The organism is Halostagnicola bangensis, from assembly GCF_054653435.1.
In genome coordinates this window covers 2,401,653-2,425,206 of record NZ_BAAIGG010000002.1, presented here as the reverse complement: position 1 = coordinate 2,425,206, position 23,554 = coordinate 2,401,653, and the positions used below count along the sequence as shown (strand labels likewise).

At 57.9% G+C, this 23,554-nt stretch carries 16 protein-coding genes; 7 read left to right on the top strand and 9 right to left on the bottom strand.

The window, feature by feature from the left end:
* Nucleotides 1-266: 266 nt before the first annotated feature.
* From ACYQ14_RS13750 to ACYQ14_RS13740, 3 genes are all read right to left on the bottom strand, one after another.
* Nucleotides 267-794, bottom strand: coding sequence for a PGF-CTERM sorting domain-containing protein (locus ACYQ14_RS13750; RefSeq protein WP_459889008.1), 528 nt, complete (start codon nucleotides 792-794; stop codon nucleotides 267-269).
* 719 nt (nucleotides 795-1,513) lie between these two features.
* On the bottom strand, nucleotides 1,514-3,991 hold the full coding sequence (locus ACYQ14_RS13745; protein ID WP_459889007.1) for an efflux RND transporter permease subunit: 2,478 nt from the start codon (nucleotides 3,989-3,991) through the stop codon (nucleotides 1,514-1,516).
* The gene (locus ACYQ14_RS13740; protein WP_459889006.1) at nucleotides 3,992-5,701 is read right to left on the bottom strand and encodes a COG1361 S-layer family protein; all 1,710 of its coding nucleotides are present in this window, start codon (nucleotides 5,699-5,701) and stop codon (nucleotides 3,992-3,994) included.
* A gap of 385 nt (nucleotides 5,702-6,086) precedes the next feature.
* Between ACYQ14_RS13740 and ACYQ14_RS13735 the strand changes: the two genes are divergently transcribed.
* The gene (locus tag ACYQ14_RS13735; RefSeq protein ID WP_459889005.1) at nucleotides 6,087-6,692 is read left to right on the top strand and encodes a TetR/AcrR family transcriptional regulator; all 606 of its coding nucleotides are present in this window, start codon (nucleotides 6,087-6,089) and stop codon (nucleotides 6,690-6,692) included.
* An 82-nt stretch (nucleotides 6,693-6,774) separates the two neighbouring features.
* Here the strand turns inward: ACYQ14_RS13735 and ACYQ14_RS13730 are convergent, their stop codons facing one another.
* From ACYQ14_RS13730 to ACYQ14_RS13715, 4 genes are all read right to left on the bottom strand, one after another.
* Nucleotides 6,775-7,581, bottom strand: coding sequence for a cell surface glycoprotein (locus tag ACYQ14_RS13730; protein ID WP_459889004.1), 807 nt, complete (start codon nucleotides 7,579-7,581; stop codon nucleotides 6,775-6,777).
* A 357-nt stretch (nucleotides 7,582-7,938) separates the two neighbouring features.
* Nucleotides 7,939-10,518 carry a PGF-CTERM sorting domain-containing protein gene (locus tag ACYQ14_RS13725; RefSeq protein WP_459889003.1) on the bottom strand — a complete coding sequence of 860 codons (2,580 nt, stop codon included), beginning with the start codon at nucleotides 10,516-10,518 and terminating at the stop codon, nucleotides 7,939-7,941.
* Between the two features lie 375 nt (nucleotides 10,519-10,893).
* A complete protein-coding gene (locus tag ACYQ14_RS13720) occupies nucleotides 10,894-11,523 on the bottom strand; it encodes a hypothetical protein (protein ID WP_459889002.1) in 630 nt (209 codons plus the stop codon).
* A gap of 175 nt (nucleotides 11,524-11,698) precedes the next feature.
* On the bottom strand, nucleotides 11,699-14,248 hold the full coding sequence (locus ACYQ14_RS13715) for a BGTF surface domain-containing protein (RefSeq protein WP_459889001.1): 2,550 nt from the start codon (nucleotides 14,246-14,248) through the stop codon (nucleotides 11,699-11,701).
* Nucleotides 14,249-14,974: 726 nt separating this feature from the next.
* Between ACYQ14_RS13715 and ACYQ14_RS13710 the strand changes: the two genes are divergently transcribed.
* Nucleotides 14,975-15,190, top strand: a complete 216-nt coding sequence (locus tag ACYQ14_RS13710; RefSeq protein WP_459889000.1) for a HalOD1 output domain-containing protein — start codon at nucleotides 14,975-14,977, stop codon at nucleotides 15,188-15,190.
* The gene (locus ACYQ14_RS13705) at nucleotides 15,187-15,321 is read left to right on the top strand and encodes a hypothetical protein (RefSeq protein WP_459888999.1); all 135 of its coding nucleotides are present in this window, start codon (nucleotides 15,187-15,189) and stop codon (nucleotides 15,319-15,321) included. Before ACYQ14_RS13710 ends, ACYQ14_RS13705 begins: the two co-directional genes overlap by 4 nt.
* A 35-nt stretch (nucleotides 15,322-15,356) precedes the next feature.
* On the opposite strand, the gene ACYQ14_RS13700 is transcribed toward ACYQ14_RS13705, so the two are convergent.
* Nucleotides 15,357-15,965, bottom strand: coding sequence for a TetR/AcrR family transcriptional regulator (locus ACYQ14_RS13700; protein ID WP_459888998.1), 609 nt, complete (start codon nucleotides 15,963-15,965; stop codon nucleotides 15,357-15,359).
* A 331-nt stretch (nucleotides 15,966-16,296) separates the two neighbouring features.
* Here ACYQ14_RS13700 and ACYQ14_RS13695 point away from each other — a divergent pair, with 331 nt between their 5' ends.
* The 3 genes from ACYQ14_RS13695 (at nucleotide 16,297) to ACYQ14_RS13685 (ending at nucleotide 22,140) form a co-directional block, all read left to right on the top strand.
* Nucleotides 16,297-18,129, top strand: a complete 1,833-nt coding sequence (locus ACYQ14_RS13695; RefSeq protein WP_459888997.1) for a COG1361 S-layer family protein — start codon at nucleotides 16,297-16,299, stop codon at nucleotides 18,127-18,129.
* Nucleotides 18,130-18,133: 4 nt separating this feature from the next.
* Complete coding sequence (locus ACYQ14_RS13690; RefSeq protein ID WP_459888996.1) at nucleotides 18,134-20,797, top strand: efflux RND transporter permease subunit; 2,664 nt, start codon at nucleotides 18,134-18,136, stop codon at nucleotides 20,795-20,797.
* A gap of 224 nt (nucleotides 20,798-21,021) precedes the next feature.
* A complete protein-coding gene (locus tag ACYQ14_RS13685; protein WP_459888995.1) occupies nucleotides 21,022-22,140 on the top strand; it encodes a hypothetical protein in 1,119 nt (372 codons plus the stop codon).
* A gap of 100 nt (nucleotides 22,141-22,240) precedes the next feature.
* Here the strand turns inward: ACYQ14_RS13685 and ACYQ14_RS13680 are convergent, their stop codons facing one another.
* Nucleotides 22,241-22,879 (bottom strand): TMEM175 family protein, encoded by a 639-nt coding sequence (locus ACYQ14_RS13680; RefSeq protein WP_459888994.1) that lies wholly within the window; start codon nucleotides 22,877-22,879, stop codon nucleotides 22,241-22,243.
* Nucleotides 22,880-23,022: 143 nt separating this feature from the next.
* On the opposite strand from ACYQ14_RS13680, the gene ACYQ14_RS13675 reads away from it, so the two are divergent.
* Nucleotides 23,023-23,502, top strand: coding sequence for a hypothetical protein (locus tag ACYQ14_RS13675; protein WP_459888993.1), 480 nt, complete (start codon nucleotides 23,023-23,025; stop codon nucleotides 23,500-23,502).
* Nucleotides 23,503-23,554 lie beyond the last annotated feature (52 nt).

Sequence of the window (23,554 nt, the reverse complement as noted above, 5' to 3'; positions counted from 1 at the left end):
AATATATTACGGCGAGAAAAGCCGGTGATGTCCCCGGTAGGTGTGCGCCGGGGAGGATAGTCGATGTTTGACTTCGATTGGTGGCACTTCCCGCGCGGTCGTAAATTGTGCCGAAGCGCGTCTCAAATATCGTGTCGAAGCGCGTCTCAAACATCGCTTTGGTTGCGTCGTCAAACCGACGGTGAAGCAACTCGAGGTATTCGGAGCGGTCCGAAAAAAGCGACGGTGAGAAATGCTGGGTGAAACGGTCCGCAGAGCCCAGACAGTTAGTTCTGCGATCGGGCTGCGAACAGCGCAGCACCGAGGACTGCGACGAGTGCAACGGCGACGCCAAAGCCAGGCGTCTCGTCGTCTTCCTCGTCATCCGCTCCATCGTCTACGCCGGCATCATCGCCTGCTTCGTCATCGTCCATTCCGTCATCGTCATCCGCTTCGTCGTCCATGCCAGCGTCGTCATCTTCTGCTTCGTCGTCGCCGATTCCGTCATCGGCCTCGTCATCTTCTGCTTCATCGTCGCCGATTCCGTCATCGGCTTCGTCATCTTCTGCTTCATCGTCGCCGATTCCGTCATCGGCCTCGTCATCTTCAGCTTCGTCGTCGCCGATATCGTCATCGGCCTCGTCATCTTCAGCTTCGTCGTCGATGTCGTCGTCCAATTCATCATCGTCAGCTGGGTCGTCCTGAAGCGTCGCGATACTCGCGTCCGACGACGTTGCAGCCGCGCCCATCGCGAAACTCGAGCAAACGAGCATCGTCACGGTGAGCACGACCAGTAGTGTGGAGCGTACGTTCATGTTACTGCATCCAGTCCATGGCCGAGGTTTCGAATAAAGGATGCCGACCCTCCGAGTGAGTGTATCCGGGTTAGCGCGATTTCCGTGAATTTCAACTTCGTTGATTCGTTTGCGATAGCGAAACCCACTCAGGGGTAGCGCTAAGACCGTTTTCGCTACTACAGTCGAATTGTAATTGAAATATTGACTGTCATTATTTGCGTTGTAAGTCACCGGCGTTACTGTGTAGCGCACTCGAGGAACGAACCAATCAACAACGCAGTTGAAAGGGCCTGTGTCGGGCCCTTTTGTTGACAACGTGCGTCGGAGGAGAGGCGTCGAATGGTGATCGAGCCGTCGAAACGGTGGTTCTCCCCGACGCATGTTCTTCTAGGGCGCTCAATGCTATCAATCTTCGCTACTGACATGATGGGAAATTGGATTCGGTAATCAGTACTGTTGCAATCGCCGGAAGTTACACCGATCGTTCGCGACGGGGAACCGTCAGCTCGCTCTCCGAAAGGAAAGACGTTGTTAACCGGCAATCCGAAGCAGTGATCGACGAGACACGAAGACGCTTCCGTAACTGCAGTCCCGTTGATCGACAGGTGCGAGCACGAGACGACCCAGCTGACGACGATGAGTTCGCCACCGACGCTCTGGTGTCGAACGTCGGACCGAACCACCGAACGAGAACGTCGTCGGTCGGAAAATCTGCGCGTCTCAACGGAGCCACCGGACTAGAAGCCGGGAAGAAGCCCCGTGAGACTCGTCTCCCTGTCGTCGACTCGCGCCCAGAGGAAGAACGCGGGCGGGAGCGCGACGACGGCCGCGACGAACGAGTAGAACACGCTCAGCGCCATCAACAGCCCGAAGTCGCCTAATACGGGAGTGATGGCAAGCGCAAGCGCCCCCGTTCCGAGCGACGTCGTGAGCATGCTGCCGGCGAGCGCGCCGCCGGTTCCCGACAACGTCGTCGTCAGCGCCTCGAGCGTGTCGCCGTGAGCATCGTACTCGTCGATGAATCGCGCCGTCGTGTGGACGGAGTAGGCGATCCCGAGGCCGATAGAAATCGACAGGATCGTCGCCGTCAACGCGTTCAACGGCATGCCCAACAGCCGCATCGTCCCGATCAGGAAGGCGACGGCGATCGCGATCGGGAACACGTTGACGATGCCCAGGAGTGGCTTTCGCTCGAGAATCCAGTACGCGATCACGAGGAACACCGCCGACAGGGCCAGCGCAACGATCAAGCCCTGGACCGCCGAATCGAAGATCATCCCGGTGATCGCGTCAAAGATGACGATCATTCCGGTTGCGGTCGCGGCGTAGCGGAATTCTTCTGCGAACTCCTCGCCGTCGGCGGCCGCCTCTTCCTGGGACGCTTCGGCGTCGATCACGTACTCGACCTGGGCACCACGGCGATCCTCGGTGAGGTACTGCTCCGCCTGTGGTCCGGCCGGCGAGGCGAACAGTTCGTCGTAGATACGATCGAGGTTCTGATCCGGAATCCCGTTGCCGCTCGCGTCGTTCCTGTCGACGAGAGCGCCGAATTCCTCGTCCTCCTCGGCGTAGGACTGGATGACCGTCACGATGCTCTGTTCATCAGTTTGGCCACCCGGGCCGACAGCAAAACTGTCGGGCGGATCCTCGTTGGGACTGGCCAGCGACTCGAGCGCGTGGTCCTCTTCGAACGACCCCTCGACGTACAGCGTGACCGTTTCGTCCTGGTCGGCGTCGAAGCGGTCCTCGAGGACGTTGATCGTCTGCGTGACCGTGTACTCCTCCGGTGCAAACGGTTCCGGGACGTGTTCGACGTACCAGGCTTCTTCCTCGGGCGGCAGGAAGTCTTCTTCGTCGAACGACGTATCGACGCCCATTCCGTAGACGCCCATGCCGCCGCTGAAAACGAGTAGGGCGATCACCAACAGCGTCGGCGCGTGCTGGCTCGCAGTCGCCGGGACAGACAACAACCGGCCGAGCGAGGAGTCCTCCGATGCGATCGGCGAGGAGTTGAACTCGGGAACACCATGTCGTTCCCGGAGTTCGTCCACCTCGAGTTTCGCCGCCGGAAGGAAGATCCCGAAGATGAGGAAGGTGAAGATGATTCCAACCGATGAGACGATCCCCATGTTTCGAATCGGATCGAGATCCGAAACGACGTTCGCGCCGAACCCGAAGACGGTCGTCACCGTCACGATGACGAACGCGATCATGAGCTGGTTGTTCGCGGTCCGCATCGCCGTCAACGGTTCGTAGCCCTGAATCGTCTCCTCTCGGTACCGGTTGATGATGTGTATCCCGAAGTCGACCCCGACCGCGAGCAACAACACTGGAACGGCGATTAGTTGCTGATCGAAGGGAATCCCCGAGAAGCCGAGGAATCCGAACGTCCAGACGATCGTCAACAAGAGGGAGAGAAGCCCCAGCGAGAGGTCGATCGGATCCCTGTAGGCCGCGACGAGGAACGCGAGCAGGAGAGCGACGACGACGGGCATCACGATCGCCAGCGAGTCGCCGATGACGTTCTCGAACTCCTCGGCGACGACGCCGCCACCGAAGGCGATGACATCGGCCGACTCCTCGTCGGCGATCTCCTGGACGGACGTTTGGACTTCCGCGAGGTCATCGTCATCGAACTCCTGTGGAACGTCGTGAGAGACGACGGTTATCGACGCCGAGGCCGACCCCTCGTTTTCGTTGAGATCGTCGGAAACGACACCTGCAAACGCCGGATCGTCGGCGATCGCCTGAATCGCACGATCGATTTCAGTGTTCGTCGCGCTTTCGATAACCTGACGCTGTTGGGCGGCTGTGTGTGCATCCTCCTCGAGCGCCTGAGCAACGGCCGGCGCTGGGCCGTTTGCCGACTCCATGCGAAGCTCCGGCTGCGCTTCTATTTCCTCGATGATCTGCAAGCTAGCGAGTAACTCTTCGCGAGTCAGGACGTCAGAGCCGGTGTGGACGAGTTGGGTGGTTTCCTCATTGACCGCAAACGGCCCTTCGAACTCCTCGTCGATCGCATCGAGGGCCTCCTGTTCCGCTAGGTCCTCGGTAAAGCCCTCCGTCGCATCGGTTTCGGTCTCGATGGCGGTCATGCCACCCGCAAACATCGCGGTGAGAACCAGGAACGCGAGAATAACCGTCCGCGGCCGAGAGACGATCGTCTCGTTGAGCCGTTTGGTCCCCGCTTCGATTCGCTCACCAAGCCCCGTCATCTAGCTCCTCTGATAGACGTACGCACCCGCACCGACTCCGATGAGGGTCACGACGGCGATGATTCCAACCGGAAGTCCGCCGCTTCCTTCACCGACATCGATCGCAACGCGAGTGGTGTCGGAGAGTTGGCTGTTCCCGCTCTCATCATCGTATCGGAAGTCAAACGAGATCGGATACGTCTTGGCCGTCGCCTCGTCGTCCGCCTCGAGATCGAACGTCATCGTCACGGATTCGCCCGCCTCGAGCGTTTCGACGAACGCCTCGTCGTCGTCGCTATCGAGCGGATCGTCGGCGAACAGGCTCGCCTCGACGTCCGTCACCGTCTCGTCTAAGTTGTTCGTCACCTCGACGTCGACGTGTTTCTCGTCGCCGGCACCGATTTCGCGGTCGAGGACCTCGACCTCGAACTGATCGCGCTGTTCGTTGACCGAGGTGACGACCTCGAGATCCTGATACATCCGTTGCTCAAAGTCGGCATTGCGGTACTGGACGCCGAGATCGATCGCTCTATCGATCGGTTCCGCCTGTCCGCTCACGTCGAGCGGAAGTTGGAAGGATTCGGACTCTCCCGCGCCGAGCGTTCCGACGGCAACGCTTCGCTCGATCGGAACGATCGTCTGTGACTCCTCGGTAAACTGCACGACGACGTTTTCAGCGTCGGCCGGCCCGTCGTTCGTGACCACGCCCCGGATATCGCCGTCTTCGCCGACGTAGAGGGTGGATTCGACGGTATCGATGGTAAACTGCTGTTCGGCCTGCGGTATCACGCCGACCGCCGGACTCTCGTCAACGCGGTCGTAGCCATCGGCCGTTTTGAACGCCACGGTTCCATCCAGCATATACTGGCGTTCGGACGTATCCGGCATCACCGAGACGTCGTAGGAAACCGTCGCCGTCTCGTTCGGCTCGAGTTCGTCGATCCAGGCGCTATCTGCCTCTGTGGCCGTCTCGTGCTCTGCGCTCCCGAACATGAATCCGCCGCTCATCGTCTCGAGGGCGACGTTGATGTCCGTCGCCGTTTCGTTGCCCGTGTTTTCGACGTCGGCCTCGAGGGTTCCCGAATCGCCGATCTGGGCGTCCGTTCTCGTCTCGACGATGTCAAACTGCGCGTCGTCGTCGACGACGACATCGATCGACATCGTCTCCGTTTCGGACTCCTCGTAGACGTTGCTACTCGAGGTCGAGCGCTCCGTGTACATGTACGAGACGTCGACGTCGATCGAGTACGTTCCCGCGTCGACATCCTCGGGAACGTCGATCGCGATCGGCGCTTCGTTGGGCTGTGCGTCGGAGACGGTTCCGACGGACATCGTTCCGCTTCGCACCTCGAGTGGCGTATCGTCCGCGTCGGCTTCGATCTCGACGTTTCGGGCGGTCGTCACGGCGTCGCGCATCTCGTCTACGCCGGATTCGAAGTCGCCGTCGTTGGTCACCTGTACGTTGACCTCGTTGGTTTCGCCGGTCTGGACGGTCGGATTCGGGACGCGAAGGTTCAGGTCCGGCTCACCGCGAGCGGGCGGCGGACTCTGTTCTTGCATCTGGTTGAGTTGCTGTTGTTGGAACTCCAGTTGTTGCTGGAGTTCCTCTACCGTGACTTCGTCCTCCTCACCGTCCTCCTCGGCCTGGGCCAAATCGACGCCGGCGACGAACACGCCGGACGTGACCAACAGCAAGACCATCGAGGCGGCTCCGACGGATCGGAGCTTCACGGCCGATCACCCGACAGTTGTGCTGGCCGAAACCGTTGTCGCGGATCCAGTCGACGGCCGACAGAACGCTGAAGCCGTCGCGTTGTACGGAGGGAGTAACCGACGCCGTTCGTATCGCTCATAGTGACTATTGGGAATACACGAATAAAAAAGATTTTCATTTTTGAGTTCCTAATGGTGGGTGTGGACGTATAACACGAATTTATCGACGGGAAGCCAGCGACGACGGAATGGGCACCCGATTCCGGACACCTACCGACGGTGCCAGCCGGCCGAAATCCGTTCGGGCCCGGCGGGAGACCGATGGGTGCCGTCGTATCGGGCAGGAACGGAGTGAGAATTGATATATGGCTGTTCACCAAATCCACCAGTATCAGAGGCACAAATGAAGGGATTCAGTGACGAGGAACGCGAACGAATCAGGGGAGAGCTGATCAGTTCGGGGCGCGAGCTATTCATTCAGTACGGGTTAGAACGGACCCGCATCAAGGATATCACCGACGAGGTCAATATCGGCACCAGCACCTTCTACCAGTTCTTTGACTCGAAAGAGGTCCTCTACGGCGAAGTCCTGCTTACGGAAGTCGAACGGTTCAACGAAGACCTCGAGGAACAGGTCGAGAACGCGGCCGATCCTCGAGAGCAGGTGCGGATCAACCTCAAGCGAACGTTCGAAGAGGTCGAATCGAATCCGATCGTCAAGAACCTCATCGTCGGCGACGAACTGCGAACGTTCCAGTCCCAGCTCTCGACGTCGAACCGGGAGGCTCTCGTCGAAAAGCTCGAGAACAATATCTTCAGTTCGATCTCCGAGTGGACCGAACTCGACTCGTTCAAATTCGACGACGAGGTGCTGGTAGACGAACTCTTCCGAATGCTGGTTTTCTCGACACGGGCGAAAAACCTGTCGTCGGGCTCCGAAACGTGTGAGTACGACGATGCTCGAGATGCACTGATCGACGTCGTCGTCGACGGCCTGTTCGAGGAGTAGGTTCGAGACACACGGACAGAAGTCCGGCGGTGATCTCAGTCGGTCAGTTATCGGAAAGAGTCGGATTCGACCGATCTAATTATTATTCGAGCGCGAGCGACCACTCGCCGTCGGCGACGACGTCGATCCAGATCACCCCGGGATGGGGCGCTCGAGTCTCGCCCTCGAACGCTTCGATCTGGCTAAACACTGTCTCGCCGGCATCGACTCCGGCGCTGTCGTTTTCGTCGTACATCGTGACGATGAAGGTGCCGTCTTCAGTGTGTTCGCCCTCGACCGTTACGTCGTCCTCGATCTTGACCGGTCCAACGACGGCATCGCCCGTCCCACTGGCTTGCACGGGGATCGCTCGGAGTTCGTCCTCCGGCGAGATCGGTTCCCCTACGTGGATCTCCCACTCCCCGTCGGCTTCGACCTCGAGCGTATAGTCTCCGGCCTCGGTGGGGATCGCCGCCGCGCCAGTTACGTCGCCGACTTCGTTAACGAGTAGCGTTTCTTCCTGCCCCTCGAGAGTGATCACGAAATACCCCTCGCCGGAATGGTCGAACGTAACTGCGGTCAGGCCAGCCTCGAGGGAGAACTCGTCGGTCACGGTCTGGCCAGAGCCGTCGAACGAACGGGTGTCCGGATCGAACAGCGGTTCGTCGTCCTCGAGGGTGTCGACGAAAGAGAGGAGTTGGTCGCCCGAGCGCATTTGTTCGTCCTCCTCGTTCGCTTCGTCGGTATCATCTTCTCCATTATCGTCGGGTTCCGGCGTGTCCTCCGCCGGGCCCTCGCCGTCGCCGTTCTCGGTTTCGTTGCCGTCCTCGTCGTCCGCATCGCCTGTACAGCCCGCGATGATCGTCGTCAGTGTTACTCCGCTCCCCGCTAGCAGTTTCCGTCGGTGCATAGACGAGCATCGAAATTATCACTCAATAAGTGTACATGATTTTATCAGTTGCGTAATCGTACATTCTCGAAGCGAACGGTTTCGGTGCAATCAATAGCGGAGATTCTGAATCGGTTCCTGCTGATCGCAGGCTCTCTGGCGCAGGTTCCGTACGGAAATGATCGTCTCGAGTCATACTCGAGGCGTGTTCGACCGAGGAGGTGTGTTCTCCGGAGTAATTGATGCGTGTACGCTCGAGTTTCGGGTCTTTAGGTCTGAAAAGCGCGAGAAGCTTGAGCTGTCGCTGTTCGGTGTAGCGTTCGAAAGAAAGTAGAAAATGCGGCGAAATCCGGAAGAGTTCCGGGTTAGTGTGACGCGTTAGTCCTGACGGCGCAGTGCGAGCATTGCGGCACTGAGCAGTGCGACGAGTGCGACAGCGACACCGAAGCCGGGCGTTCCGTCATCGTCATCGTCATCGTCATCGTCGTCGTCATCTTCAGGTGCGTCGTCGTCAGCGTCGTCTTCATCGTCTGCTGGTGCATCGTCATCGTCGACACCTTCCTCTGCGACGGCAAGCGTTCCGTCGTAGGAGGCGGAGTCGTCGTCAGAGTCAGCAGTGACGTCGAAGTCGTAGTCGCCAACGTCGAGATCTTCAACGGTGAATTCGGCGGTTGCCGAGTCGTCACCGTCGATGTCGAGAGTCTGGTCGTAGCTCTCGTCGTTGATCTCGAGCGTGACGTCAACGGAGGTTTCGTTGTCCGCGTTGTTGTCTACGGTTGCATCGATGTGAGCGTCCTCACCTTCTTCGATGTCGTCGTAGTCAACGTCGAGCGAGATTCCGTCGTCGTCATCGTCGTCGTCATCGTCGTCTTCTGCTTCGACGAGTCGGACATCCTCGATGGAGTCATCTTCGTCACCGAACGGCGTTTGGGCACTGATTTCGACATCACCAACGCCAACTTCCTCGCCTTCAAGGTCGAACAGAGCCTCGAAGGTTCCATCATCGGAGACGTTAGCATCGGTCGTCTCGATGAAGTTTCCTTCGTCACTGTCTGCGTCAGCATCGATGAACGAACCTGGTGCAACGTTCGTCGTGCCTGTTGCAGATGCGCTGTCGCTGGCTTCGATCTCGTCGATTTCGTCGAGTTCGATCTCAGGCTCTTCGAAGGTTACCTCGGCACTGTCGTTGTAGTCGCCAGCAGTCAGTGGGTTATCTACGTCAACCCACTCAGTACCTCCCTCTCCATCATCAACTTCGATTTCTAGCTCTTCGCTGATGTTGAAGTAGAGGTCGTAGCTCTCATCGTTTTCGAGCTCATTAGATTCCTCGTAATCGATTTCGAAGACGAGATCGTTCTCGTAGTCTTCGAGCGAGTGAACCGTGATGTCTAGGTTGTCCGTGCCAGTTTCACTGGAGTTCCAGGCGGCTGCGTCGCCGACTGCACCGCTATCTTGCTCGACAAGTTCGAGCGAGATGCCGGTCTCGTCGTAGAGGTCTTCACCTGAAACAGTCTCATCGAAGTCCGTGAGGCTGCCGTTTGCACCGAAGTCGTCGACGGTGACGAACAGCGTGTCACCGACTCCGTCGACTTCATCGCTACCTTCCGTGGCGATCGTGTCAGCTTCGGTTACGTGGGCATCTTCGTAGTCTTCGATACCGTTAATAGTCTCATCTTCAGCAATGACCTCGGTCACCATCTCGCTCGGTGCCGTTCGATCCTGGATGAGCATCGAGTCTCGGTCATCCTGATCGTAGTCATCGTGGTCGATGATCGTCTCTACAGCTTCGTCATCATCGAGTTGATCTTCGCCATTGAAGTCGCTGAAGTCACCGTTCTCGAAGGCACCGACTCCAAGATCCCAGGAACCGGCTGGGAGGATTTCTTCATTCTGGTCGAGTTCAGTGTCGGTGTACTGGATTTCGTTGCCTTCGCCGTCTGTGGCGATTTCAGCATCGTCATCCTCGTGGACTTGCCATGCATCGTCCTGACCTGCATCGAAGGTGTTGTACTCAAGCGTAACGTTGTCGTGCTCGATGTCTTCGACAGCGATCAATGACATGTGGTTCTCGTCGAGGTCACCGAAAGTCACAACGGCGTGATCGGTTCCTTCGACATCAACAGTCACATTCGCGATGTCCCCCTGCTCTGGGTCATCGTTGGCAGAGAAGTATCGGTCAACATCTTCGTCAGTGACTTCGAGTGTTGCGTTTGTCTGTGCGTCCGAGTCAATGACATCAATAATGAACTCGTATTCACCTTCATCAACATCAACGTCGTTGTTGTCAAGGTTGAAGACGAGGTCGTCTCCGTCATCAACATTTTCGAAGGTGACGTTGTTCACATCATCCTCATCATTAAACGTTGCAGCATCTGCATCACTGTCATCCGAGACGAGGCTTTCTAATTCCCCACCATCGAACTCGTCAGTGGATACATTGACATTCTGGTAACCGAATTCGTCAGCCCCGTAATTGTCATCTTCTCGATCAGATTCGAATTCAAGCGTAGCAGTGCTGTCCTGTGGGACTTCGTCATTGCTGAATTTAACGTCAAGATCTTCGGACTCAACGTCGAATGCAGCGACTACTTCTTCACTATCATAGTCGTAGACGTGGTAGGTGCTACCAGCTTCAAGGTCGCTGGTTTCGAAGCTCACAACGCCATCGGAATCAGTGCTTTCGGTGTCAACGGTGTCGTCACCGTCACCTGTTGGACCTTCTCCAATGCCGACGTAGCCGTCGCCGATTGCCATACTATCATCAATTGTTACTTCTTGGCCGAGCCATACTGTATCGACATCCTCTACACCGTCAAATACAGGTCCTTCGTCAATATCTTCGTTGACAGCTGCTGCCGCTCCCGCAAACGCTGCGGACATGGCAACAACGGAAAGGACCATCATCGCGGCAAGGAACAATGCGCGTCCCTTTTCGCGATATGAATTTTCGTTTGTCATTTATGTTGTGTTATTGTTTCGTACTGCATTGTTTCGCGTGCGATTCGCGGTTAGGCGACCGTTACCGGCTTCCTACCAACGGAGCCGTCGTCGAACTACTCAGCCTACCGGATAGGGGTGTTTGGGTGGTTTCGATGGTTTGTAATAAGTCTTCTTGTACGATAGGTCCATTTTTAGGAAAGTTGTAAGAGTAGACTAAACCGTTCTCCATGTGGATTTTCGAGCTACTGAAGGTGGTACCGAAAATATAGTCTCGAGAATAGAGATGTTCTATCTGTCGAGAACACCATAATAGCTAACCAATGAGAACCTCGAAACTGGCCAAGGAATAGCGTAAATCAACCAGAACCACACAGAGGCCCAGTACAACACACCTCATTCGGGCTTTTGCACTGCCATTTCACCCTCGAGACTCACCGGTCGACACTCAAGGGACTCTTCTACTCGAAAATACTCGAGTAAATACCGTACCTCACCGGCTATCGCGTCACAATCCTCGAGATCCGACTCAGCTATGGCATCTTCGTGCGCGTGAAAAACTGTGCTCACCGAAAGTCCATCCATCCGAACAGCGTACTGTTCCGATATCGAATACCGACGATTCGGACTCGTTTCGTACTGTTCGCGGTCGATAATCCACCGCGTTCCATCGGACCGTTTCTCGAGCACAACGGTTTCGTGTTTCGTTAACTCCCGCTCACCCATTGCGTGGAGAATCCAGTCATAGATATGTTGAGAAACGCTCGTCTGGATCACGTTGCGCTTCGAGAAATCGAGTTCTGCAAGCCGATCACTGTGTTCATCGACGAAGACGTCTGCGGCTTCGCGTTCGTCGCCTTCGAGATAGAAAACAGTCGTAAAACTCCCTTCACTATGGTCGTTTTCCACAGTGGAAGTCTGTTGAACCTTAATCTTCCGAGCCAGCCCTCGTTCTGCGTAGGAAAGATCGTTGATGTTGAAATCTGTCTGGGGACTCTCAGACAGTTGTTCGAATGCTCTGGTCACTACGTGAGGCTAACTATGACCAGATATTGAACGTTCGCATTTTGGAGACTATCCCATCTACCTCATAATTAGAGTTGTTCCCTTGACTGCAACCGCTCGAAGGAGCATTGTTTCGCCTGCAAAAATGAAATGTCTGTCGCGATAACCGGAGTGATCCGGTGGTTAGTGTGACGCGTTAGTCCTGACGGCGCAGTGCGAGCATTGCGGCACTGAGCAGTGCGACGAGGGCGACAGCGACACCGAATCCGGGCGTTCCGTCATCGTCGTCGTCATCATCGTCGTCATCTTCAGGTGCGTCGGCGTCATCATCGTCATCGTCAGGTACGCCTTCTTCACTGACGGAGATCGTTCCGTCGTACTCTTCGTCGAACTCGTCGTCTTCGACGGTGACAGTGAAGTCGTAGTCGCCGACGCTGAGGTTTTCGACTGCGAAGGTGTGCGAGGCGGAGTCGCCGCCGTCAATCTCGAAGGACTCTTCGTGAGCCTCGCCGTCGATCTCGAGGACCACGTCGACGGTCGTCTCGTTCTCGCCGTGGTTGTCTACAGTCGCATCGATTTCGGCGGTGTCGCCTTCTTCGATGTCGTCGTAGTCAACACTGAGGTCGAGGCCTTCTTCGGGTTCGTCCTCGTCATCGTCGTCATCGTCTTCTGCTTGGACGAGTCGGACATCCTCGAGTTCGTCGTCCTCACCAGCGAGTGGTTCCTCAACGGAGAGGTCCATCATAACGCCGAGTTCTTCATCGCCCAGGTCGAAGACGGCTTCGAAGGTACCATCGTCGGAGACGTTTGCATCAGTTGTCTCAATGAAGTTGCCTTCATCACTGTCAGCGTCAGCGTCGAGAATCGTCCCTGGTGCCACGTTGGTCGTTCCGGTGGCAGTTGCTTCGCTCGAGTTACCTATTTCGTCGATCTCGTCCCACTCGACTTCAGGCTCTTCGAAGGTTAGTTCGCCACTGTCAGAGTAGCTCTCGTCGAAGAGAACAGTCTCACTTTCGGTAATATTGAAGTAGATGTTGTAGGTTTCGTCAAGTTCGAATTCATCCTGATCTCCGGAGATGCTCTGTCCTTCTAGATCGTTGTAATTGATCACGAAGATCAGTTCACCTTCATAATCATCTTCAACTGTGTAGAGTTCGACTGGGAGACCATTGTCGAGGTCTTCATGGTGGTCTCCAACATCGTAGCTGGTGTTCCAGGTAGTTGGCGAACCAACGGCTCCCGAGTCCTGCTCAACGATTTCGATCGAAATGCCTGCATCGTTGTAGAGGTCAACGCCGCTTGGGTCACTACCGAGAAGGTCAATCGATCCGTTTCCACCAAAGTCGTCAACGGAGAGGAACAGCGAGTCACCCTCGTCGCCGACTTCGTCGTCATCGCCTTCTTGCGTAGCGATGGTTTCGGTAGCAGTAACGTGTGCGTCGTTATAGTTGTCGAGACTAGTTACACTGTAGTCCTCTGCTGCGGTCTGTGTGACAATATCACCTGGTGCTGAGCGGTCGCTAATGACCATATTGTCACGATCATCCTGGTCATAGGCATCGTAGTCACCAAGGTCCTCCACCTCTGTCAAGTCAAAGGCGTGAATGTCCGCAACTTCGTCGGGATCATACGTACCTACTCCAAGGCTCCACGATCCAGCTGGGAGAATTTCCGAAGATGAATCAAGGTCGGAGTGGGTATAACTTCCAACGAGGTCAGCCTCATCGTCATCGTACAGGCTCCAAGCATTATTTTCGTGTGCGTTGAAGGTATTGTACTGAAGTGTAACGTTGTCGTGCTCAATGTTTTCAACAGCGATGATCGACGCATGACCATCTTCTTGGTAGTCACCCAACGTGACAATTGCTTCGTCCGTTTCTTCGACACCGATCGTCACGTTCGCGATGTCACCCTGCTCGGGATCGTCGTTGTCCAGAACGTATCGGTCTTCATCGGCATCAGTCACTTCCAGCGTAACAGTGGCCGCTGCCATTGAATCTGTTACATTGAAGTAGAACACATACTCACCTGTGTCAACATCAGCTTGATTGAAGTTGAAGTCGAAGTCGGCCTCATCATCAACGTTCGTAAGCGTTACATTCTCCCCGTCGTGGAAATGCTCAACATTGTCTGCACCATTGTTGATGCTGATAATGTTATTGAGATCGTCCCCATCAATACCATCAGCAGAGACGTTCACGTCTTGGGTTTGACCAACACTACTACTGAGGTGTCCATCTTCTGCAGCTAACTGGGAATTACGGTCGCGATCAGATTCGAAGTCAAGTGTTACCGTACCCTCATCAGAAACGGAGTCGCTACTGAATTCGACATCTAAGTCTTCGTACTCGGCTTCGAAGGCAGTCACAACTTCTCCGTCCGTGCCTGCATCGAAGTCAAAGATATGGTATGTGTTACCTGCTTCAAGATCGCTGGTATCAATGGTTACCGAAGGACCAGAGTCAACGTTCTCGTCCATAATAGTATCATCTCCATCACCAGTTGGACCTTCACCAATACCGATGTAACCGTCGTTGATTCCGCCTTCAATTGTTACTTCTTGGCCGATCCATACTTCGTCGATATTATTCGCGTCACTGTAAGTGGGTCCATCGTCAACGTTGTCTTCATTGACTGCCGCTGCCGCGCCCGCAAACGCTGCGGACATAGCAACAACAGACAGGACCATCATCGCGGCGAGGAACAGCGCACGTCCCTTTTCGCGGTAGGTTGCGTCGTTTGTCATGTTATGATTGGTAGTTTCGGTTTCGTGTAGTTTGCGAGCGATGCAACTGGAGTGCAATCAGCTAACAACAGAGGATTACTCCCCGTCGAATCTGGCTTGCACCGGGTAGGGGTAGATGAGAGGAGTAGGCTTTCAGTAATAAGCTTTCTGGAATTTCCCGCATCTGGAACGATCGTTACGGCCGATATATGCAGTTAGAGGGGGTTTCCAATGGATACTGCTCAACTCGTTAGAACTCGAGTAATACCCTTTTATGAGTATATTACTCGCCGAAATAGTACACGCACGCGAAACAATAGCTTCTCGAGAACACAAATCTCTCGAGATCACATTCCCTCCCCAGCCACAAACAGCTAGAAACAGACTGCACACATTATTCCCGACCGGAAACAGTAGTTATATGACACTACGGGACGTAACACCAAATGGAAGCCACACACTCCGCGCATGGGGGCGTTCGTATTTGAAATGCCCCGGGTGCTGGAACCACCCGAGACGTGGCTTCCAATCGCACATTGGATCGGTTGCCATGATACGATTGCTTCTCCGCGGGCTTAAACATCCCGTCCGACAGACGAATCGAAGTCGACTACAGACGGTCCTCGAGTCAACACACCCAATCCCTCGAGCAGCGGTGCCCGACTCTCGACCTAAAGAACTCGACTCACGAGCGAAGACGACTGATTCTCGAACGACGACCACTCCTCGAGGGAGCGTGATCGCCGGATGACCGAACTCCAGCCGTGTCTCGCCGTCGAGATGGTTCACACGCTCGAGGACCACGGCCTCCCGAAAGACGCCTACCAGCTCGCGAGCGAGTTCGATCCCGAAGCCCTCGAGCGGCTGCTCGAGTCGGCGGACCAATCGATCGAAGTCCGACTCGAGGTGCAAGGAATCCCGCTGGTCGTGACGAGCGAGGAGATTCAGGTGCTCGAAGAATGACCGACGACGAGCCGGATCCGGTTCCGTGCCCACACTGCGGGGTTCCGGTTACCGCGGTCGTCCAGATCGTTCCGACCCACCACAACGCGTATCCCTGCGGGTGTGAGGTTCGAGAGGATCTGCTCGAGTAAACGAGAACAAAATCGCTTCGTTCCTTTTGACGCAGTTACGAATCGTTCGCGTAGACGCACTTCTCGAGGTACGACTGCACTTCGTCTCGAACGTCGCCGATCCAGTCGTCGCTCTCGCTCGTCGAGCGTCGCACGAGCGCGCCGTTGATCACGGTAATGACCGTCGCTGCGACGCCGACGGGGTTACACGCGCGAAAGACGCCCTGTTCTTTGCCCTCTTCGATGATGTCGGCCAGAAACTCCTCGAAGACCTCGTCACTTCTGGTAAAGTGCTCTCGGTAGGCGTCGTCGTGGATCGCTCGAGCCCGCAGTTCGAACAGTGTCGCGAGTGACATGCGCTTTTGTTCGTCGATGTCCTCGTCGAGCGGTCTTGCGATAATCTCCTCGAGCCATTCCCGCGGCTCGTCGATCTCCTCCTCGAAGGTTTCCGTTCGGTGCTCCTCGAGCAACCGCTCTAAGGTCTCGAGAACGACGTCGTCCTTGCCGTCGTAGTGGTGGTAGATCAGCGACTGACTCTTGTCGAACTCGTCGCCGATCTTGTCGATTGTCAGATCCGCGTAGCCGTGTTCCATCAGCGTATCGAACGTCGCGGCGAGGATCTCCTCGCGGGTTCCCGAGGGATCTTCCAAAAGATCACGAGACATAGATACTCACCCCTCGATGCTCGAGTCTGAAACACTCGGTGACTCGCGGCGAGTTCGGCGTCGGAGCTCGAGCAATTGTTCGTCCCTGCCAGCCGTGGTTGTCTCGAAAACTGACAATGGCCGGTGGTTCCCTGTGATGCATAACATGGTGGACGAGACGGGGGACCAAAAAAGGAGTTGATTGAACGTTCAATCACAAAGCCTATGAGTGTCCTCTGCCGACCTGAAACAATGACAGACATTCAACGAGCTAATAGTTTCAATTTGCACGCTCGTGAAACGGTGAACGTTTCACCGAATGACTATCTCGAGGGGAACAGGGTGTGAGAGGATGAACGCACAACGTCAAACACTGATTGCAGGCCTCTTCGCACTCCTTGTGACGATTAGTATAGGAGTTGCGCCCATCGGAACAGTTGCAGATGAGAATGGAGGCGGTGACCTCGATTTAGAGGACGCATTAGATCATCTCGACGAAGAACATGATATCGATGAAGATGACGTGAGTACATCAGATCTGCGCACACTTATCGATAGCCTAGAGATAGATACTACTGAGGAACTGGATGAGGCACTGGCTGATGGATTTGTAGATTTTATCCTCGCAGATGAAGAGATGGAAGGCGGACTTCCAGATACGGGCACGGGTGGCGGCGGCTACGTCCCGCCCGACAGAGGCGAGCCGGACATCTCCGCAAACCTCCCGAGTAACGAGGTCGCACCGGGAACAGTCGAGGAACTCGAGTTCGAAATTACGAACGACGGCGACATCACGACTGGTTCGGGTGAGGGCGTGACCGACGCCCAGAGCGTCACCGTCGAGATGGACGACGACGGCCCGTTCGATTCACAGCTAGACGAGATCTCCATCGGACCTGTACAAGACGGCGGCGTCTCCGAGGCGGTGTTCCCCGTGGCAGTTCCCCAGAACATCGACGCCGGCGAGTACGACATCACACTCGAGATCGAGTACACGTACGCAGAAACGATCGGCACGGACGGAAGCGTCGATCGCACGAGCGATAGCGAAACGGTCGATATCACCGTCGAAGTTCCCGACGAACCGCGCTTTAGCGTCGCGGACGTCAGCACCAACGTCGAGCCCGGTGCCAGCGGAAACGCAGTGATCGAAGTCGAGAACATCGGCACCGAAGCCGCGAACGAGACTCGAGCGACCATTGCCGGCGGTGGCGGGGTCGTTATCGACGGCGAAGCGGCCGAAGAGGTCCTCGGCGACATCGAGCCCGGCGAATCGGCGACGGCGATCGTTAACGTCCGGATCGACGAGGCCGCAAGCGGCGGCGAGAAACCACTCGATCTCGAGTTTACCTACCGCGATTCGAACGGCGTCCAGCAGGAAGCAGAGCCAGAGACCGCAAGTCTCGCGCCCGCCGGCGAACAGGAGTTCTCCATCCAGAACCTCGAGGACGACCTCGCGGTTGGCTATGACGGCGATGTGACCGGACAGGTCCACAACGACGGGCCCCGATCCGTCGACGACGCCGTCTTGGTCGTCGAGCCGATGAGCGAAACGCTGTTCATCGAGGACACCCGCTATGCCCTCCCCGAAATCGAACCCGGTGAAACGGCCGACTTCCGCTTCCCGACCGACGTCAGCGGCCAGGCCGACGGCGGCGACCGCCAGCTCCGGTTCACCGTCGAGTACACCGGCGGCGACAACTCGCCGCTCGAGGACGGGCCACACGCAGAACGCGTCGTCGTCGAGGATTACCAGGACGAGTTCTCCCTCGAGGGAGAGAACATCACGGTCCGACAGGGCGAGACCGCGGAGTTCGCCCTCGAGATCACCAACGAGCGCTCGGAGACGCTCTCGAACATCGACGCGATGTTGTACACGAGCGGCGAGCTCGACACGGACAACGACGAGGCGTTCGTCCCCGAACTCGCCCCCGGCGAATCCGCGGAGATTACCTTCGACGTCTCGGCCAGCGACGTGGCGACCACGGAAACGCATCCGGTCGAGCTGGACTTCCAGTATGACACCGAGCGCGGCGATACGACGATCTCGGACACCTACCAGCACCCGATCGAGGTCGAGAACGCCGAAGACGACGGCGGCGGCATCACGGGCACGCTCGTCGGCATCCTGGGCGCGCTCACCGTCGCCGGCGTCGGAATCACCCTCTGGTGGCGACGAGGATAACTGCATGACCGACTCCGATCGCCCCGACCGCGTCAGCGACGACAGTCTCGCCACCAGCTCCGGCGACGGCAGTCTCGAAAGCGACGGCGGGAGCGCTCGAGGCGGTTCGGAAAACGATACCCGAGGCGGCCTGTTCGGCTCGCTCTCGAGTCACGTCGGCTCTCTGGGTGGCTCGAGCGGAAGTCCGGACGACGGTCGCGGGAGCGACCCGTTCACTCGGCGAGTCAACCCGCTGATCTCGAAGCGGCCGTGGACGATCGTCATCGTCTTTCTCCTGCTGACGGGCGTGTTCATGGCCGGGGCCGGTATGGGCGACGGCGGCCAGGAAGCCGGTGCCGATCAGTTCGCCGACGACACCGAGGAGGCCCAGGCCTACGAGGACATCCAGGACGACTTCGGCGAGACGGGTCACGAGGAGGGGGGCACGACCGCCCAGTTGTTCATCGAAGACGATCGCAACGTCCTCTCCGAGCCGAACCTCTTGCGGATGCTCGAGTTCCAGGACGAGATCGAGACCCGCGACGGCCTCCGGGTCGAGTCGTCGACGAGCCCGGCGTCCCTGATCGCACAACAGCTCGATCCCGAGGCGGAAACATCGGAAGAACAGTATCGTGCGGTCAACAGCGCCTCTCAGCGCCAGATTGACGAGGCGATCGCCGAAGCCGACGAAGTCGCCGGCCTGCCCGTAAGCACCGACTTCACGCGGGAATCGGCACAGGCGAACGTCGCGCAGGTGGCGATTACCTACGACACCGCGCCGATGGCCGACACGGACAATTACGCGGATCTGCAGTACGAGACCGAGGATATCGCCAACGAGATCGACGGCTTCGAGAGCGGCGAGAACATCGTCATCTTCGGCGACGCGATCATCGAGGAGGAAACGCTTCAGCTGCTGGGCGATACCGCGATCGTCGTCTTCCCGGCCGCGATCGTCCTCATCATGTTCTTCCTGCTGGTAGCCTACCGGGATCCGATCGACCTCGGGCTGGGTCTGGCGGCGCTCGTGATGACGATGATCTGGACGTTCGGCTTCATGGGCTTTGCGAACATTCCCTTCTCGGACTCGCTAATCGTCGTTTTCCCCTTACTGCTGGCGGTCGGGATCGACTTCGGGATACACATAATCAATCGCTATCGCGAGGAACGGGCCAAGGGTGTCTCGATCGGCGAGTCGATGACCGTCACGTCGGCACAGCTGACGACCGCGTTCCTCATCGTGACGATCACGACGGTCTTCAGCTTTGCCGCGAACCTCGTCAGTTCGATGGACGGCATGCAAGACTTCGGGATCGTGGCCGCCTTCGGAATGATCTTCACGTTCCTCATCTTCGGCGTCTTCCTCCCCGCCGGGAAGGTCGGCTTCGACCGGCTTCGGGACGGAACGCGCTTCCCCGAGTTCGGAACCACCCCGCTGGGCCGCGAAGACTCCTACATGGGGAAGATCCTCCCCGTGGGCGTCCACATCTCGAAAGCGGCACCCGTGCTCTTCCTCGTCGCGATTCTCGTCATCGGCGGCAGCGCCGCGGCCTACGGAACCGGCGTCGATACCGAGTTCGACGAAGAAGCGTTTTTCCCCGAGCAAGATCGCGTCGATCAGTACCAGCACTTACCCGGCCCGCTCTCTCCCGGCGAGTACACCTTCATGACCGTCCTCGATTACATGGAAGAGGACTTCGAGCAGGGAATGCAGGGGTCGGTCACGATCTACATCGAGGACGGGGACTTACGATCGGATACCGCCCTGAGAGACATCAACAGGGCGCTCGAGAACCCGCCGGACGAGTTCAGGAGCAACAGCCGGGAGGCCGATGCACAAAGCATCCTCTCGGTCATCGAGTCTCACGCCGAGCAAGATCCGGAGTTCGACGCGGTCGTCGCCCGGCACGACTCGACGGGCGATGGGATCCCTGACCGGGACGTCGACGTCGTCTACGACGAACTGTTCGACTCCGAGGCAAGCGGTGAGGCGAGTCAGCGACTGACGACCGACCGCGGTGCCGCCCAGATCGACATCATGATCGATGTCGACGCAGAGCAAGACGAAGCCGTCGTCGCCGCTCAGGAGACCGCCGAGGAGATCCCCATGGACGCGACGGCGACCGGCCAGCTCGTCATCTTCGAATCCGTGATCGACGAAACGACGGACGCGTCGATCAACAGCTTGCTCATCGCGTTCTTGCTGACGGCCGTCTTCCTCGTGCTCACCTACTGGTGGCTCGAGGGCCGGGCGGTCTACGGCGTTATCAACCTGATTCCGGTGTTGTTGACCGTTGCCCTCCTGGCGGGATCGATGCGGTACTTCGACATCCCGTTGAGTCCGATCAACGCGCCGATTCTCTCGGTCTCGATCGGGCTGGGGGTCGACTACACGGTCCACTTCATGCACCGATTCGTCGACGAGTTCGAGGACGGCAACGACGTCCACGAGGCGCTGATGGTGACCGTCCGCGGAACGGGCGGTGCCCTAACCGGGAGTATGCTCACGACCGTCTGCGGGCTCGGCGTGTTGTACGTCGCGTTGATCCCGCTCATCATGGAGTTCGGCTTGCTCCTTGCGCTGGGCGTGTTCTACGCCTGCTTTACGTCGATCCTCGTGCTCCCCTCGGTGATCGTCGTCTGGGATCAACTCGAGAACGGGAGTCTTGGATTACCCGCTTGGCAGTGATCGAGAGCCGCAGTCGATCCGCCCTCCAGACTTCCCGCCGATCTATCGAAGCCGACAATCTATCGAGGCCGACGGTCGATCGACGCCCCGTGAGCACGGAATCGCGGTCGAACGGAATCCAGTCCGCTCGAGATTGAGGCCGGTCGGGTGCCGACGGCACGCGAGAGCGACCGTGCCACGAAAAGGAAGTAATTTGCTATTGGAACGACGAGTTCAACTAACTCATGTATGATCGTCGGACGTTGCTTAAACAGACCGGGGCCCTGACGACGGTGGCGACGGCTGGGCTCGCGGGCTGTCTGGAGGTTCTCGCGTCCGTCGACGAAGAGCAACCCCCGGCGTACATCGACCGACTCGGCACCGACGACGACGGCTGGGTCGAGTTCGGCTACATCGACTGGGACGAACTGACGGCGGCCACGCGCGACGCCGATGTGGTCGAGGAGTACGAGACGCAGCTGGATCCCGGCGAAGTGATGCACGGGTATCCGCTCGAGGGGATCACGATGCTCTCCGAACGACTGACAGTCGAACTCGCCGGGCCGGGACTCAAGGACTTGCTCCGGCCGTATCCGTCGCTGGGAGAGTTCGACACCGAGCGCGACGAAGCCGATCCCGACGAGTACGATTCGACGGTCGAAGACGTCCTGGCGGTCAACGATGCACTCGTCCTGTCAGGATCGATCGACGTCGAGGAGATAGCGGTCGTACTGAGGGAAACACCCGAGGAGAATACGCTTCGTCGCGAGTACGAGCGGACCGACACGCTGGGAGACTACACTATCTACGCGCCGGCGGACGGCGAGTTCTCGATCGGCGACCCGACACTTGCGGTCGGCGACGACGCGATCGTCGCTTCCCGGGGCGAGGACGGTATCGAACCGATTACTGCGGTCATCGAAACCGCGGCCGGCGAGAGCGAGCGAGCGAACGATTCGATCGAGGAGTTCGACTGGTTGCTCGAACACGCCGGGAAGGGCCACATCGTCTTCGGGGGCTACGGTGAGCCGACGGACATTACGGTCGGAACACCGATAGAACAATACGATCGCTGGGGGAACACGAATTCGGTCGCGAAACCATTCTCCCAGTTCGGACTCGTCAACGGGGCCGTGAGTTCGATCACCTTCGAGGAGCCGGCGACCACGAACGCCACCTTTGGCGCCTACTACGAGTACGATACCATCGACGACAGCTTCGAAGCGACGCTCAGAGGACGCCTCGCCTCGAGCGCGACGGAGCGGTCGGTCGCGGTGAACACCAATCTGCACCGCGTTCTCGCCACGGCGACGTGGAAGTCGGTGTCCGAAAGCGACGACGGAAACGAGTCGGTCGAAGACTGATAGGGCCGATTGTCAGTCATTTCCGGCCAGTCGCCACCCCATTCTGGCGACAAACCGGTACACAGGGACAACCGACCCTCTGACTCGAGGGGACTCGGCGTTACCCCGTCTCGGAGGTTAGTTCGGGATCCTGATATCGCCTGGTCCAGAGCACCTGCAGCGGGAATATCAACAGCGGGACGAAAAACGCCGCGGAGAGGTTCACCGCGGCCACGCCGATCGAGAGGAGAAAGACCGCCGGCGCGATGAGACCCCGAAGCGTGATCAGGAATCCCGTTCGGTCGTCGATGGCGTCGCTGGTAAACGCGCGCCGATCCGCGTACCACCACAGGATCGTCAGGACGATACCGACGAGGGCGATGTTGATCGCGTACAGCGTCCAGGTGAGGTGGGTGCCGTAGACGCCGAGCAATTCCGTCGGGAACGGAAGAAAGGAGACGACGAGCAAGAAAGCGAGGTTCAGGTAGAGCAACAGCCTGTCGTGGCGGACGATCTGTTGAAACAGGTTATGATGGACGATCCAGTAGATGCCGACGACGAAAAACGAAAGCAGGTAACTGAGCAACAACGCCTGCTGGTCGGCCAGCGCGCCGGGAAGTTCGGCCGCGGCGCGATCCGCCGGGACGTCCGGTACCTCGAACTGAAGGACCAAAAGCGTGAGAACGATCGCGAACACGCCGTCGCTCAGCGCCTCCATTCGATCGGTCGTCTCCCCCTCGAGCATATGCACCCGAACCATATGCATCCGTCCACGGCGATATGCAAAATCCAGTGGGCTAGAGACTGCCAGTTGGATTGAACGGACGATATCGGAAGCCATCGAACACGCGTTCAGAACGGACTGCCCTGTTGGTTCATTATCGCGGCCGACGTACTGTCTCCATGACTCGCCGAGTCTCTCGAGCGAACATCCTCGACGCCGTCCTGCGGGAACTTCGACGCATCGTCCTCTCTGTTCGCGGCCGGTTCTTCTCGCGACCGAAACCGCTCGAGCCGTCCGTGCTCGTTCCGCTCAGCCGGTCGGAAGCCGAACGACTCCTCGGCGAACGCCACTTCGCGCCGAACTGGGACATGTCCTTTTCGTACTTCGGCGAGGTGCTCAATCTGCGCCGGGTGGAGTACGTCACCGATCACCCGACCGGTTACGAGTGGTGGCAGGTACACGTCCGGGGCTACCACCATCCCGAGGGTCTCGAACTGACCGCACACTTCGAAACCGATCCGAGCGAGACGCCGGACGCCCACGTGGACCGAGTCGGGATCGATATCGACCGCGGACTCGAGGAGCTAAATGCGGTGCTCGAGGAGCAGGATATCGAGTATCGGGAGTTATCGAAATCGGATGTCGCCGCGCTCGCCTGACTCGAGGGGACGGTGAACCGACCCGTATGGGCTCGGCGGGCCGTCAGTCGAC

Coding starts and splice junctions, on each gene's coding strand:
- ACYQ14_RS13685 (WP_459888995.1), top strand. CDS start 21,022: ATGTATGATCGTCGGACGTTGCTTAAACAGACCGGGGCCCTGACGACG.
- ACYQ14_RS13680 (WP_459888994.1), bottom strand. CDS start 22,879: ATGGTTCGGGTGCATATGCTCGAGGGGGAGACGACCGATCGAATGGAG.
- ACYQ14_RS13675 (WP_459888993.1), top strand. CDS start 23,023: ATGACTCGCCGAGTCTCTCGAGCGAACATCCTCGACGCCGTCCTGCGG.
- ACYQ14_RS13730 (WP_459889004.1), bottom strand. CDS start 7,581: ATGCACCGACGGAAACTGCTAGCGGGGAGCGGAGTAACACTGACGACG.
- ACYQ14_RS13735 (WP_459889005.1), top strand. CDS start 6,087: ATGAAGGGATTCAGTGACGAGGAACGCGAACGAATCAGGGGAGAGCTG.
- ACYQ14_RS13700 (WP_459888998.1), bottom strand. CDS start 15,965: ATGTCTCGTGATCTTTTGGAAGATCCCTCGGGAACCCGCGAGGAGATC.
- ACYQ14_RS13745 (WP_459889007.1), bottom strand. CDS start 3,991: ATGACGGGGCTTGGTGAGCGAATCGAAGCGGGGACCAAACGGCTCAAC.
- ACYQ14_RS13725 (WP_459889003.1), bottom strand. CDS start 10,518: ATGACAAACGAAAATTCATATCGCGAAAAGGGACGCGCATTGTTCCTT.
- ACYQ14_RS13695 (WP_459888997.1), top strand. CDS start 16,297: ATGAACGCACAACGTCAAACACTGATTGCAGGCCTCTTCGCACTCCTT.
- ACYQ14_RS13750 (WP_459889008.1), bottom strand. CDS start 794: ATGAACGTACGCTCCACACTACTGGTCGTGCTCACCGTGACGATGCTC.
- ACYQ14_RS13710 (WP_459889000.1), top strand. CDS start 14,975: ATGACCGAACTCCAGCCGTGTCTCGCCGTCGAGATGGTTCACACGCTC.
- ACYQ14_RS13715 (WP_459889001.1), bottom strand. CDS start 14,248: ATGACAAACGACGCAACCTACCGCGAAAAGGGACGTGCGCTGTTCCTC.
- ACYQ14_RS13705 (WP_459888999.1), top strand. CDS start 15,187: ATGACCGACGACGAGCCGGATCCGGTTCCGTGCCCACACTGCGGGGTT.
- ACYQ14_RS13690 (WP_459888996.1), top strand. CDS start 18,134: ATGACCGACTCCGATCGCCCCGACCGCGTCAGCGACGACAGTCTCGCC.